The sequence below is a fragment of the Nocardia sp. NBC_01388 genome (genome assembly GCF_045040085.1).
Taxonomy (GTDB): domain Bacteria; phylum Actinomycetota; class Actinomycetes; order Mycobacteriales; family Mycobacteriaceae; genus Nocardia.
Genome location: NZ_CP109553.1, coordinates 2,838,629 through 2,851,869, shown reverse-complemented (window position 1 = coordinate 2,851,869; position 13,241 = coordinate 2,838,629). Strand labels below are relative to the sequence as shown.

14 protein-coding genes are annotated in these 13,241 nt (G+C 66.3%); 6 read left to right on the top strand and 8 right to left on the bottom strand.

Annotated features, from left to right (window positions below; genetic code table 11):
- Nucleotides 1–23 precede the first annotated feature (23 nt).
- On the top strand, nt 24–1,241 hold the full coding sequence (locus OG716_RS13980; protein ID WP_405138059.1) for a cytochrome P450: 1,218 nt from the start codon (nt 24–26) through the stop codon (nt 1,239–1,241).
- Here the strand turns inward: OG716_RS13980 and OG716_RS13975 are convergent.
- Both OG716_RS13975 and OG716_RS13970 read right to left on the bottom strand, forming a co-directional pair.
- On the bottom strand, nt 1,221–2,744 hold the full coding sequence (locus OG716_RS13975; protein ID WP_405138058.1) for an FAD-dependent monooxygenase: 1,524 nt from the start codon (nt 2,742–2,744) through the stop codon (nt 1,221–1,223). The genes OG716_RS13980 and OG716_RS13975 overlap by 21 nt on opposite strands.
- On the bottom strand, nt 2,741–4,285 hold the full coding sequence (locus OG716_RS13970; protein ID WP_405138057.1) for an MFS transporter: 1,545 nt from the start codon (nt 4,283–4,285) through the stop codon (nt 2,741–2,743). The genes OG716_RS13975 and OG716_RS13970 overlap by 4 nt, the downstream gene beginning before the upstream one ends.
- Before the next feature lie 166 nt (nt 4,286–4,451).
- Here OG716_RS13970 and OG716_RS13965 point away from each other — a divergent pair, with 166 nt between their 5' ends.
- Nucleotides 4,452–5,453 carry a GAF domain-containing protein gene (locus OG716_RS13965; protein WP_405138056.1) on the top strand — a complete coding sequence of 334 codons (1,002 nt, stop codon included), beginning with the start codon at nt 4,452–4,454 and terminating at the stop codon, nt 5,451–5,453.
- Nucleotides 5,454–5,464: 11 nt separating this feature from the next.
- Here the strand turns inward: OG716_RS13965 and OG716_RS13960 are convergent, their stop codons facing one another.
- The 3 genes from OG716_RS13960 to OG716_RS13950 all read right to left on the bottom strand — a co-directional run bounded on the left by OG716_RS13960 (nt 5,465) and on the right by OG716_RS13950 (nt 7,902).
- Entirely contained in the window at nt 5,465–5,917 is a 453-nt protein-coding gene (locus tag OG716_RS13960) for a flavodoxin domain-containing protein (RefSeq protein ID WP_405138055.1), read from the bottom strand.
- A gap of 83 nt (nt 5,918–6,000) precedes the next feature.
- Nucleotides 6,001–6,867: an LLM class flavin-dependent oxidoreductase gene (locus tag OG716_RS13955; RefSeq protein ID WP_405138054.1), complete on the bottom strand. Its 867-nt coding sequence runs from the start codon at nt 6,865–6,867 to the stop codon at nt 6,001–6,003.
- A 15-nt stretch (nt 6,868–6,882) separates the two neighbouring features.
- Nucleotides 6,883–7,902: an aldo/keto reductase gene (locus OG716_RS13950; protein WP_405138053.1), complete on the bottom strand. Its 1,020-nt coding sequence runs from the start codon at nt 7,900–7,902 to the stop codon at nt 6,883–6,885.
- 103 nt (nt 7,903–8,005) lie between these two features.
- On the opposite strand from OG716_RS13950, the gene OG716_RS13945 reads away from it, so the two are divergent.
- Entirely contained in the window at nt 8,006–8,593 is a 588-nt protein-coding gene (locus tag OG716_RS13945; RefSeq protein ID WP_405138052.1) for a TetR/AcrR family transcriptional regulator, read from the top strand.
- A 76-nt stretch (nt 8,594–8,669) separates the two neighbouring features.
- Here the strand turns inward: OG716_RS13945 and OG716_RS13940 are convergent, their stop codons facing one another.
- Nucleotides 8,670–8,873, bottom strand: coding sequence for a cold-shock protein (locus OG716_RS13940; protein WP_355127329.1), 204 nt, complete (start codon nt 8,871–8,873; stop codon nt 8,670–8,672).
- A 180-nt stretch (nt 8,874–9,053) separates the two neighbouring features.
- Between OG716_RS13940 and OG716_RS13935 the strand changes: the two genes are divergently transcribed.
- The 3 genes from OG716_RS13935 to OG716_RS13925 all read left to right on the top strand — a co-directional run bounded on the left by OG716_RS13935 (nt 9,054) and on the right by OG716_RS13925 (nt 10,957).
- A complete protein-coding gene (locus tag OG716_RS13935) occupies nt 9,054–9,506 on the top strand; it encodes a hypothetical protein (protein WP_405138051.1) in 453 nt (150 codons plus the stop codon).
- Between the two features lie 35 nt (nt 9,507–9,541).
- The gene (locus OG716_RS13930; protein ID WP_405138050.1) at nt 9,542–10,489 is read left to right on the top strand and encodes an ADP-ribosylglycohydrolase family protein; all 948 of its coding nucleotides are present in this window, start codon (nt 9,542–9,544) and stop codon (nt 10,487–10,489) included.
- A gap of 123 nt (nt 10,490–10,612) precedes the next feature.
- Nucleotides 10,613–10,957: a VOC family protein gene (locus tag OG716_RS13925; RefSeq protein WP_405138049.1), complete on the top strand. Its 345-nt coding sequence runs from the start codon at nt 10,613–10,615 to the stop codon at nt 10,955–10,957.
- Nucleotides 10,958–11,119: 162 nt separating this feature from the next.
- Here OG716_RS13925 and OG716_RS13920 read toward each other — a convergent pair whose 3' ends face one another.
- A complete protein-coding gene (locus tag OG716_RS13920) occupies nt 11,120–11,362 on the bottom strand; it encodes a hypothetical protein (RefSeq protein ID WP_405138048.1) in 243 nt (80 codons plus the stop codon).
- Between the two features lie 612 nt (nt 11,363–11,974).
- The gene (locus OG716_RS13915) at nt 11,975–13,156 is read right to left on the bottom strand and encodes a cytochrome P450 (protein WP_405138047.1); all 1,182 of its coding nucleotides are present in this window, start codon (nt 13,154–13,156) and stop codon (nt 11,975–11,977) included.
- Nucleotides 13,157–13,241: the final 85 nt, after the last annotated feature.

The window sequence follows — 13,241 nt, the reverse complement described above, 5'->3', positions numbered from 1 at the left end:
GACCGTCTCGAAGGAGCATGCTCATGACCCTCGCCGAGCTGCCGATCTTCGCATCGGCTCCCGTTCTACTGACCGACATTCCGAATCTCGACCCACCGCCCGCGTACACGCCCCTCGCTGCATCGAGTAAGGGGTCGCTGCCGCAGATTGTGCTGCCCAGCGGTCACACCGCTGTGCATCTGACCCGCTATCGGGATGTGCTGGCGGTGCTGGCCGACCCGGCGTTCAGTCGCAGTGTCACCAATACCGATGACGGTGCGAGTTTTCTGCCCACCACCATGCCGCCGGAACTTCCGCTCAATCTCGATGTGCCCCACCACGCGCGGATGAAGGGGTACGTCACATCCGATTACAGCGCGCGCAGTGTGGCTGCGCTCGAATCGGCTGCCACCCGAATACTGGATGGCGCACTGTCGAATCTGCGGCGTTCGGAGCAGCCCGATCTCTTCGGCACCGTGCTGAACCGGATCCCGGTCGAGGTCAATATGGCGTTCCTCGGGTTGCCGATCAGCGATATCGACTACTTCCGGCCGTCATCGCGGGTGGTGCAGATGGCGCCCGAATCCGATGTTCCCGGGCTGCTGGAACATTTCTGGCTGGTGTACGACTACCTCACCGATCTGGTCACCGGTAAACGCGAAGTGCTCGAGGGCGGCCTGGTAGACCGCTTTATCGCCGGGCGCGACAGTGTGGAACCGCGACTGTCCGATGCCGAGCTGGTCGGACTGCTCATGGGCTCGTTGCTGGGCGCGGATCATAATGTGTTGTCGGTGCTCGCCAAGGCGGTCTACGTGCTGCTTTCGGCGCCGCCGCTGTGGGAGTGGGCGGTGCAGAACCCGGACCGCACACCGGAATTGGTCGAGGAACTGCTGCGGGTGCTGCCACTGGGCACCATCTCGACCTTTCCGCGGGTCGCGACCCGCGATCTGCCCGTGGGTGACGGCGTCATCTATGAGGGGGACGTCGTCTACGCCGATGCCTTTGCCGCCAACCGTGATCCGAGCGAATACCCGGAACCGCACCGCATCGACCCGGAGCGAAAAGGGCCGCGACACTTGCAGTTCGGCTACGGCATGCACCACTGCATGGGCGCTTCGCTCGCGCGTATGGAGCTCACCGTGGTCATCCGCAGGCTGACCGCCGAGTATCCGGGGCTGCGGCTGGCGGCGGATCCCGAATCGCTGCCCTGGGATTCGGGAGTCCTGCTCCGCCGGCCGACGCTACTGCCGGTGCGCTGGTAATGAGACAGGAGCGGCGGACAATGGCGTCCGCGGTTCCAGTGCCGCACCGAATGTTTCGGTCAGGCTGTCTCGCAGGTCGGCGCTGAGTTCGGCCGACGACCAGGCGATGAAACCGTCCGGGCGCAGCAGCACATCGTAATTCAGCGTGGGATACAGCACCGGGACGATGTCCACTCGGTCGTGCCACGGGCCAAGTTCGGCGCGTCGTTCTTCCGCGCGACTCACCGCGACCAGCAGGATCGCCTGTGTGCGCTCCGCCAGCAGTTCGATGACCGAGGTGCCGCCCATGGTCGTCGTGAGCTGCCGGTTGGTCAGGAACGAACCCACGGCGGGCGTCTCGATCGGCATCGGCACGCCGTCCACCTGTGCGCTGATCTCATTGCCGAGAGCGCGGCTGCGCGCGGAATCGCCGAAGACATCGATGATTTCGGCTCGCAGGGCATCGGCCTCGGGACCGGACCTCATGCGGTCGGCCTGATCGGCGACATTCACGATCACCCGCTCGGCGGCGGGGCGGCGCTCTGCCGAGAACGCGTCGAGCAGCCTCGCCGGTGCGCCGAACCGGGTGATCAGTCCGAGCCGCCAGCCGAGCTGTACGGCATCGGCGATGCCCAGATTCAGGCCCTGACCGCCGAGCGGGAAGTGCACATGCGCGGCATCGCCGATCGCCAGCACCCGTCCGTGCCGGTAGCTGTCGACCAGGCGGGAGAAGTCGCTGAATCGGGACAGGTGGGTGACACCGTGCATCGGAACAGGTTGGCCGACAATATGTTCCACACTCTGCTGCAGTTCCGCCGGAGTCAGTGGGCGCCGGTGGTCGCGCTCTGGACCGGACATATCGAACGTGATCACCCGGCTGTGGCCCAGCGACCGGTTGATCACCGTCCAGCCGCGCGGTGTGCGCACCCAGCCGTCCACCACCTGTGCCGGGTTGTCCAAACGTGCGAGGCCGAGCAGCGCCGCCGCGGTCGGCGGTACCTCGGTGACCGGAAAGCCCGCACTGCGCCGCACTGTGCTGCGCGCACCGTCGGCACCGACCACCCAGTCGGCCGAGACCGACTCGTCGACTCCCGCCCGCCGGTAATGGATGTCGACTCCGTCGCCGGAGTCGACTACGCCGGTCACGGCGGCCGGTCGCACCACATCCACACCGAGGCGCGGAAGCAGTGCGCTCCAGGAACTTTCGAGCTGACTCTGGCCGATGCCGGCGATCGCGGGGCCCTCGCCGCCCGGAACGGCGATCTCCAGCCCGGGCTGTCCCGCGTAGTGGAACATCGTCGACTGTGGCCCGAGGCCCGCGTTCGGCGCGTGGAAATAGCCGCGCCGAGTGAGCAATTGGATGCTCCGCGCGTGGATCGTGCCCGCCTTGGGTACCAGTGTTGTCGTCGGCGCGGCCTCGATCACCAGGACTCGAACACCCCAGCGGCCGAGCTCGGCCGCGAGCAGCGAACCGACCGGGCCCGAACCGACGACCACGACCTCATAGTGCGCGCTGGATGTCATGCCTTACGTCCGCCGCGCAGCAGGAGCGCAATGGCGCCCGACAGTGCGAGAACCACGACCGTCATGGTCACCAGCGTGGTGTGGAAGGCGCCGTTGTACGCATCCACCACCACCGAATGCACTTGGGCGCGAGCGGCTCCCGCGGAATCGAGGGCCTTGCCGAGATCGCCGGAGGCGGTCTTGGTGACCACGGCGTCGGGATCGGTGACGCCCGCGATGCCCGACAGGCCGTCCCGCGCTCGGCTCGCAGCGAGGCCCGACAGGATTGCCGCATACACCGCGACCGCGATCGCCTCGCTGCCGAGGCGCAGCGTATTCACCACGCCCGCAGCCATTCCCGCCTGTTCCTCCGGCACGAGAGCCAAGGCCTGCCCATCTACCAGACCGGCGGACAGCCCCATACCGCATCCGGCGAGCAGCAGGGGCAGCGCCAGTACGGCGACCAGGGTGTGCGGCCCGGCGAGCAGCAGGCCGAGATCGCCCAGGACCAGCGCGGCGAGGCTGAGCCAGATCACCACGAGCGGATTCACGCCCGCACTGACCGCCCGCCCGGCCGCCAGCGGCCCGACAACCACGGGGATTGTCAGCAGGACGATGGTCGCGCCCGCCTTCGCCGAGGAGTCCCCGGCGACGAACTGCAGATACGTCGGAAAGTAGGTCAGCAGTGTCACGAAGCCGAACGAGGCCGCCACCGGCACCAGGCACAGGGCGAGAAAGCGTCGATGAACGAGCAGCGGCAGATCCAATAGCGGTGTGGCGAGCCGTGATTCGACAACCGTGAACGCGCCGAGCAGTAGCACCGCGAGCACGAACGCGATGATCACGCCGGGCGAGCCCCAACCCCAGGGCCGGCCCTGCACGATGCCGATCATCGCGGCGAGCAGTCCGACCACCAGCAGGACACTGCCGGCGATATCGAAACGTCCGTCGACCTTGACCGCCGGAGCGCGCAGGCCGACCGCGGGTGACAGCACCAGCACGGCCACCAGAACGGCGGCCTGGATAGCGAAGATCACTCGCCAGCCCGCCGAATCGGCAAGTGCGCCAGAGATTGTCGGCCCGAGTGTGACACCGATGCCCGCCGTGGTGCCGAAGAGCGCGAAGGCGCGATGGCGGGCAGGCCCGTCGAACGAGGAGGACAGGATGGCCGCTCCGCACGAAAAGATCGCCGCACCACCGAGTCCGGCGATGCCACGGGCGATATCGAGCGTGCCGATTCCAGGTGCGAGCGCGCTCGCTGCGCTGCCGACCGCGAAGGTCGCCGCGCCCAGGGCGAAGAGCCTGCCACGCCCGAAGCGGTCGGCGAGTGATCCCCAGACCAGCGTGAAGCAGGCGAAGGCCAGGTTGAACGCGTTCACCACCCATTGCAGGCCGGCGGTGCCGCCGCCGATATCCGCCGAGATGGCCGGCAGTGCCACCGCGGTGCCCGAGATCGACATCGGTACGACGAACACCGCCAGCAGGACGGTCCCCAGGACCAGCGATTTCGACGGTGGTGTTTTCGCCCCGGTGTCGGTGTTCGTGGATAGATCAGTGCTCATGTGCGTCCTCCCGCGTAACGAGCGCCAGACGTGCGACCAGAAGGTTCGGCTGTGATCGAACCTAGGGTCGCATGCCCGGAGGTTCGAGACAAGTCGAACCTTTGGCGGCGCACTATTTCGTTCATCACATTTCCAGGGAACGCCCCGCCCGCATCCGGGTGCGACGATGCGTACGACGTCGTCGAAGGGGGCCGTGTTGGAAGTACGGGACAGTCGTAACTGGTTACTGATCGAGACGCTTTCCGAGGTGCCGACCGTGATTGCCGAGGGCGATCGCCAGCGGCAATTGCGCCCGCTCGGAAACGTGCTGCGCGGCAAGATCTTCGAATCGGTCAGCGAGGTTGTCGCCCAGGTGCGCAGCTCTCGTGAACCGCTCGTCCGGGACCTGTCCAGCACCGAGGCCGACGCCTGTCCGCTTATCGCGCATCCGCTCATCGCGCCCTGTGGTGAGGTGTTCGGTGTGCACGTCCACCTGGGCGAACCCGATATCGCGGCGCCGCACCCGCCGCGCGCCGCGGCCTGGACATGGCGGACGAATTCCATTGGCGCGCCGATGCGCACGCCTTTCACCAGCGACTTCCGGGACCTCTACGGCATTCTCGACGATCGGCCCGAGCATGCCGAATTCGGTCTGGCAGACCTGTATCGACGCATCCCGCGCATGTCCGACGTCGCCGTCGTCATGAACGGTGTCGATTCCGCCGTGGCCGGGGACGTCCGGTCGGGGCACCTGATCGCGCGTCATGACAGCGGCCGCCGGCGGCTGATCCGATACGTCCGCCGCAGCGTCTCGGGCCCGGACGGCGTGGTGCTGCGCGGAATCGATCACGATGTCACCGCGCCCGGTCAGGAACCGCTGCTGGAGATCGAAACCGCCGACGCCGATATCGCGCATCGGATCGCGCGCAGTTCCGGCTCCTATACCGCCCTGGTCGAAGTGCGTTCGGGCTGGGTGATCCGCTGGATCTCCGAACCCATCCCCGGCCTCACCCTCGAAGCCAGAGGTGGTGCGGCGCCACTGCTTCCGAATGCCCCGACGCCGTCCGGCGAGGCGACCACCGTCATGGTGGGAAGTCCGCTGCGCAGATACTGCGTGCAGGCGCTCGAATGGATCCGTTTCGGCTCCTCGCAGGCGGCCCTGATGACCTTCACCGCGCTCGGCGATTGATTCGCCGCGGCTCAACCGGTCATGAGCGCCGGAATCGGCAGTGTCCCAGCCCATTCGCGTGCCATATCCTTCGGCCGCACCTCGGTCGAGGCGTCGTGGCGGGCATGCTCGCCGACCTGGATCGCGCCACGGGCGACGAGCTTGTCGGCGGCGATCTCCCCGCCCCGGTTGTAGGTGTCACCGTAGATGGTGTCGCCCAGCCCGAAAACGGCGAACCGCAGTCCGGCCAGATCCGGTTGTGCGGCATCCAGCAGAGCGAAGAAAGGCTCTGCGCCCGTGGGCAATTCACCATCACCGTAGGTGGAGCAGACCACAATGTGAAAGTCGTCCGCGTCGAGGTCGCCGGGATCGAAGTCGAACATATCGAAAACCGATACGTCATAGGCGGACAGTTCGTCGGCGAGCGCCTCCGCCACCATTTCGGCGGTACCCAATTCAGATCCGAACAGAACGACGACGCGCACGCCCAACTCCCTTCGATGTATGTAAGCCTATCCTAACTTACGGTCATCGATTCTGGGTCTGCCCCATCGCGGGGACTGCGAACTCAGATCGAGGGGGTGATGAGTTCGTCGGCGACCCACCGCGCGACCTCGGCGGGGTAGGGCGTCGACAGTCCGAGGACGATGTGCCGGAAGCCCGCGTCGATCGCTGTGGCGATCGCCGCCCTGGTCGTGCCGGGCTCGTCGTAGGAGACCGGCAGGTGGATGGACCGGGTGATCGACGCGGGATCGCGGCCGATTTCGGTGCAGTAGCGGTCGAGCAGCGCGCTGCGCTCGATGACATCGTCGATATCGCCGCCGGGGATATTCCAGACATCGGCGTGTTCGGCGACCACGCGGAGCACCGCGGTCGAGCGGCCGCCGATGACTATCGGCGGGTGCGGGCGCTGCACGGGTTTGGGGTTGCCGAAGGCGCCGGTGAGATGGATATGGGCGCCGTCGACATCGAAGGGTTCGGTCTCGGTCCACAACCGCCGGATGACCGTGCACGCTTCGGCCAGGCTTTCCACGGCATGTTTGGCGTCGTGATACGGCAGGCCGTGGGCGTCGTACTCGCGCCTGGCGAGTGGATGGCTGGGCCGGGAACCCGCACCGATGCCGAAGTCGAGCCGCCCGCCGGAGACGATGTCGACGGTGGTGGCGATCTTGGCCAGCAGTGCGGGCGGCCGGAAGCGATTGCTGGTCACCAGCAGTCCGATGCGCAGGCGCTCGGTCTGTGCGGCGAGCGCGGACAGCAGTGTCCAGCCTTCGAAGATCGGCCCGTCCGGGTCGCCGCCGATCGGCATGAGGTGATCGAAGAGCCACGCGTGCTCGATCTCCGGAATGGCGTCCGCCTCGCGCCAGACCCGCAGGATGTCCTGGTAGTCGACTTGCATCGGGGCGGTGATGATTCCGAAACTGGTGTGGGACATGGGAGTCGATCCTCGTCAGCGGCGGCGCAGGGCCGGATCGAGCAGGGCGGGTGGGGTGTCGGACTTCTCGTCGGCGGCGAGATCGACGCCGGGGGCGACGATGGCATCGATCGCGTCGAGCACGTCGGCGGACAGCGCGGTGTCCGCGGCGGCGAGCTGAGAATGCAGGTGGTCCATGGTGCGCGGGCCGATGATCGCGCTGGTCACGGCCGGGTGCGCGGTGACGAATCCGAGTGCGAGCTGAATCATGCTCAGCCCGGCCCCCTCGGCGACAACGGCCAGCTTTTCGACGGCCTCGAGCTTGGCTCGATTGGCCGGGACGGCGGTGTCGAAGCGCTGCGGCATGAATGCCGAACGGCTGGTGGTGATTTCGCGGCCTTCGCGGATCGCGCCCGACAGCCAGCCCGAGGCCAGCGGGCTCCACACCAGCACGCCGAGTCCGTATTCCTGCGTCACGGGCAGGACATGAGTTTCGATGCCGCGCTGCAGAATCGAATAGCCCGGCTGCTCGGTGACGTAGCGGCTCAGATGATGCTCGCGGGCGGCCCACTGCGCCTGCACAATGCGGTACGCGGGAAAGGTGGAGGAGCCGAAGTAGCGAATCTTGCCCGCGCGCTGCAGATCCGTCAGCGCCGAGAGAGTTTCCTCATCGCTGGTGGCCGGGTCCCATCGGTGGATCTGGTAGAGATCGACATGGTCGACGCCCAGGCGCCGCAGGCTGCTATCCAGCTCGGCGATCAGCCAGCGGCGTGAACTGCCCCGATGATTGCGTTCCTCGCTCATCGGAAGGTAGGCCTTGGTCGCCAGTACAAGATCGTCGCGGCGCCCGGCGATGGCCTTGCCGACCATCTCCTCGGACTCGCCCCGGCTGTACGCGTCGGCGGTATCGATGAAGTTGATCCCCGCCTCGAGAGCGCCGTCGACAATGGCCGTGGCCTCGTCCTGGGTGGTGCGCCCGATACTGCCGAAGTTCATCGCGCCGAGCGCGAGAGTGCTGACCTGCACACCGGTGCGGCCCAAGGTGCGGTACTGCATGACGTCCTCCTGTGGCAAACTGGTCAAACGGAACGATGTTCCGATAACCAACATACGGAACGTTGTTCCGTTTGCCAAGGGAAATGACGGAGGTGGCGGCACAGTGGCCGAAATCGACAGCGGATCAGGGTCGGCAGTACCGCGGAAGCGGGCCGACGCCCGGCGCAATGCGGAGACGCTGCTGGATGCGGCGGCCGCGGCGTTTGTCGCCTCCGGCGTCGATGTGCCCGTCCGTGATATCGCCGCCCGGGCCGGCGTCGGCGTCGGCACGATCTACCGCCACTTTCCGACACGCGCCGATCTGATCGTCGCCGTCTACCGGCACCAGGTCGAGGCCTGCGCCGAGGCCGGTCCGGTTCTATTGGCGGACAATGCTTCTCCGCATGCTGCGCTGGCGGCGTGGATCAACCTGTTCGTCGACTTCCTGGTGACCAAGCACGGCCTCGCCGGTGCTCTGCAGTCCGGCGATGCCGCCTTCGCGACCCTGCACGCGTACTTCCTCGACCGCCTCGTCCCGGTCTGCGCCCAATTGCTCGGCGCCGCAGGTGAAGCGGGGGAGATCCGGCGCGATATCGAAGCCGTCGAACTCATGCGCGGTGTCGGAAACCTCTGCATCGGCGCGGAGAACAGCGCCCATTACAACGCCCGTCGCATGGTCGGACTTCTCATCGCGGGACTGCGCGCTCAGTGAGCCGAGCGGGAAATGTGCGGCAACGCAAAAGCTCCGCACCGAAAACGGTGCGGAGCTTCTATCAAGTCGCGCTGAATCAGATGGCGCGGACGTCCTGGGCCTGCGGGCCCTTCTGGCCCTGCTCTACCGAGAACTCGACACGCTGACCCTCGTCGAGGGATTTGAAACCCGAGCCGCTGACGGCCGAGTAATGCACGAAGACGTCGGGGCCGCCTCCGTCTTGGGCGATGAAGCCGAAGCCTTTTTCACCGTTGAACCACTTCACACTGCCTTGAGCCATGCTGTTTACAACTTCTTCTCTGTAGTGAGCCGAGCAAATTTCTTGGTAATGCGCCCGTTCTCAACAGGCAACTATGCCACGTTTGCCGCCGCCGCGCTGAGACTGTGGGCCAACCGACAGTGCCGCCCGGTCTGCCCGCAGCCTGGATTCGCGATCTGAACCACGGAATATACTGGGCCCGTGTACATTCCGTGTTCGGTCTTCCGGCGCAGCCCTTTGGAACGCGCCGACGAACGCCTGGCCTGGGATCGTGCCGACCAATGGTTTTTCGCAGCCGGGGCCTGTCACATCTTGGCGTTCGCGTTTCTCGAGGAGCATCCGCACGGCTTCGCGGCGATGGGACTGTGGCCTCGCGGCATAGTCGACCCGGGCCATGTGTACATCTCCGACGGCACCTGGGCTTTCGATCATTGCGGGTGGACGCTCGAAAGTGAGCTGATAGCGGTCTCGCGGGCAGCCGAACCTGCGATGGACTATCAATCGCAGCCGCTCGGCATGGATATCGATGAGCTGTGCGCCCGGCACTGGTACCCCACGCGCGCAGAATTCGCGTTCGACCCCTGGTCGCGGGCGCACTCCTACATCAAGCAGTTCGCGTATCCGTGGCGATCCGAGCCCGGGACAACGCCGTAGAAGATATCTACCCGGGCCAACTACGATCGGATGCGATGCATGTCGACTTGATGTTGGATTCGCTGGATGGACTGTCCGTCGGAGACGCGGTGGGTGCCGAGTTCCCCGTGGTGGGGCGCTCTGTCGCAGATCTTCGCAGTGGTGATCTGCCGCCCGGGCGGTGGGAGTGGACCGATGACACCGAAATGGCGTGCACGGTGGTAGGTGAACTTCGCGAACACGGTGCGATAGACCAGGATCGGCTGGCCGCGGCCTTCGCCGCACGGTTCGACAAGCGCCGGGACTACGGCTTCATGACAGTGGACACACTGGGCCGGATCCAGCGCGGTGTGCACTGGCGGAAGGTGTCCGCGGCCGTGTTCGACGGCCAGGGTTCGTGTGGCAATGGTGCGGCGATGCGGGTCGCGCCATTGGGCGCCTTCTATGCCGGCGATCCGGAAAAGGTTGTTGCCGAGGCGATCCGGTCGGCGCAGGTAACGCACCTGCATCGCGAAGGGGTGATCGGCGCGGTCGCGGTGGCGCTGGCGGCCGCCGGAGCCGCACAGGCCCGCCTCACCGGAATGCGGCCCGCACCACAGGAATTCATCACCACTGTGCTGGATCGACTCGACACCGGTGACACGACGCAGCTGATCAGGCGCGCCCGGGCGCTGCTCGGCGCCTCCGCCGAACAGGCCGCCGCCGAACTCGGTATCGGAGTCCGGGTCACCGCGCAGGACACGGTGCCGTTCGCGATCTGGGTCGCGGCAACGCATTTCGACGACTACCGCGCCGCGATCGCCACCTGTGTCGCGGCCGGCGGCGATACCGACACCACGAGTGCCATCGTCGGCGGAATCGTCGCCGCACACACCGCCGGTGTGCCGCACACCTGGCTTACCGCACGCGAGCCATTGCCCAGCTGGCTCAACCAGGTTCGCCCGCAACCGCGCAAGGCCGGAACGCCCGGCCGCCTCCGTCGCTGGTTGTCCGGCGGGGCATAGCGCCGCTGCTTTTGCTGCCGACGGCTCGACGGTCGATCGATCAGGAATCGAGAAGCCGAGGGCAGGGCCGCAGCCATAACGTTGGCGGCGACAAAGTTCGGAACTGTGCGAAGGAGTTTTCTGATGGCAAGGACACTGGACGCGATCCTGTACCCGGTGAGCGATATCGCGGCGGCGAAAGCGCAGTTCACGGCATTGCTCGGAGTCGAGCCCGCCATGGACCAGCCCTATTACGTGCACTTCGAGACGTCGGAGGGGCTGGCTGTGGGGTTGGTTCCGAACGGGCAGCAGCGGGGGATGACCGGGGCCACACCGTTCTGGACCGTCGATGACATCAACGGTGAGGTCAAGGCACTGGTCACGGCCGGCGGGACTGTCGCGGAGGACGTTCATGACGTCGGCGGCGGCAAGCTGGTCGCGATCGTCAATGATGCCCAGGGCAATGTGATCGGCCTCGCCGGAGCCTGATCGGCCGCGGTCGCGCGGTTCGCAACCCCGTTGCGAACCGCACCACTGTCACGGTCGGCAGGTGCCCGTCTGCTGCGGCGAGCCCGCAGTCCTGACGAGGTCAACGATGAACGGCTGCACTGTCATCGCTGGACTCGGCATCGCCTGTCATATCCGCTGGAATTATTGGATCGGGTCCTCGGCGGCGAAGGTTGTGTCGTCCCAGTCGGCGTAGTTCAGCCAGGCCTGGATGTAGTCGGGGGAGAATATCGGGCCGGGTAGACCCGCGGAATAGCAGGTGACCAGCTGGTGGACCATTTCCGTATCGGTCAGCCCGACAGGATGCCGCACCAACCGCGTGGCGATGTCGTCGGCAGGGTAGGCGCGTTTGAGCGTGGTCAGTTCGCGCAGCGCCTTGTCGAGCATCGCGTTGACGGTGTCGGTGTCGACCCCTTCGAACAGTGCGGTGCTGGCCTGGGCGACCTGCTGGCCGATGTGCGGGCGGGCAGCCGATCAGCTCGTTGAGCACCACGAAGACCAGCGGCAGTATGTACCGGCCGATCAGGTCGGCAGACCCTGTCTCGCAGAAGGAATTGACGAGCGGGAGCGCGGCCCGCTCCACCGTGCTGCGGAGGGTATAGAGATTGACCCCGGCCAAAGCGTCGCTCGTCGCGGTGCGGTAGCGGGTGTGCTCAGCGCCGTTGCTGCGCAACGCGTTCGGCCGCCACTCGATCATCGGCATGATCGGCAGATCAGCAGGTACGGTCGCTTGCCAGCGGCGTGGATCGGCGGAAAGCGGTGCGTGTCACCGAGGATCCGGACCGCGGTGTGATAGCCGATGACCAGGGTGGCCGGCACCCCCGCCCATATTTCGACCGGCACCAATGATCTGTAGCCCTCGCGCATCGCCCGGTAGAACCGGTGTGGGTCGGCCGCGAACTCTTGGGTGTAGATAGGAATTCGGGGCCCGACGGCTTCTATCGGCACCGGTGGGGCCGAGATTGCGTTTGCGCGGGTGGACGCACGGTGTCGGTCTCCTTAGACGACGGGAAGTGGTGGAGCGGAAGCGAATGTGACCGGCAACGCCGTCAGCGCACGATGGAACGGATCCGGGCGCCACCGCAGCTGCGTCGCCGGAACCGACAGTGCGATGTCCGGAAGCGCGTCGAGCAATTGCTCGAGCGCGACCTCCACGATGACCGTGGCCGGTGCCTGGCCGGGGCACACGTGGGGCCCTCCACCCCAGGCCAGATGCGAACGGTTACCTTTGCGGTCACCGGCCACCGCGGGGTCGGTGTTGCACGCCGCCAAACTGACGATCACCGGTCGATGTTCCGGCAGCCAGACCTCGCCGACGATCTGCGGCTGCCGCGGATAGCTGATGCACGCGTTCGCTACCGGTGGATCGGTGAACAGCACTTCATCGATCGCATCCCGGACCAGCAATCCGCCGCCCAGCAGGTCGCCGCCGAATCCGTCATCGGTCAGCATCGACAGCAGGGTGTTCGCGATCAAGTTCCAGGTGGGTTCCGCGCCCCTCAGGTACAGCATGACCAGCTGGTGCGCCATCTCCTCTTCCGACAGTTCGGTGGCACGCCGCAGCAGTTGTGACGCCACATCCGCGGCCGGAGTTATCCGCTTGCCCGCCAGCACTTTCCGCATCGCGGCGACGAGCATCTCCTCGGCCCGGTCGGATGCGGGGGTGTCGACCGCGCCGCGCCGCAACATCATTGCCGCGTATGTTTCGTCCCCTGCTTCTGGCGAGAGGCCCAGGACAGCGTCGAATGCTTCGATCGTGAGTGGCAGGGCGTAATCGCTGAGCAGATCGGCGGCCCCCGCCTTGCAGAATTCGTTGATCAGCGAGACCGCGGTCCGTTCGACGGTGTGACGCAACGCGTGTAGGTCGATGTGGTCGAGACTCGCTGTGATGGCGTTCCGGTACCGCGAGTGTTCCTCGCCCGCGGACCGTATCGCGTTGGGTCGCCACTGCATCATCGGCAATGCCGGACAACCGGCCGGGATGGTGGACTGCCACAGCCTCGGATCCGCGGGGAAGTGCGCCGGGTTACCGAAGATGTGGCGCGCCGCGTGGTACCCGGTCACCAGGGTCGCGGGCACGCCGGAGGCCACCTCGACAGGCGCCAATTCACCATGAATACCGCGCATTTCCGCATATGCGCTGTGCGGATCATCGGTGAACTCCGGCGAATACAGCCTCACCGGCAAACGTCCTCGGCATCGGTCGAGAAGAGCGGGCCGGTAACCGGCGCCGGGCATAGTGGCATGGTCAAAGCAGGACTCCTGT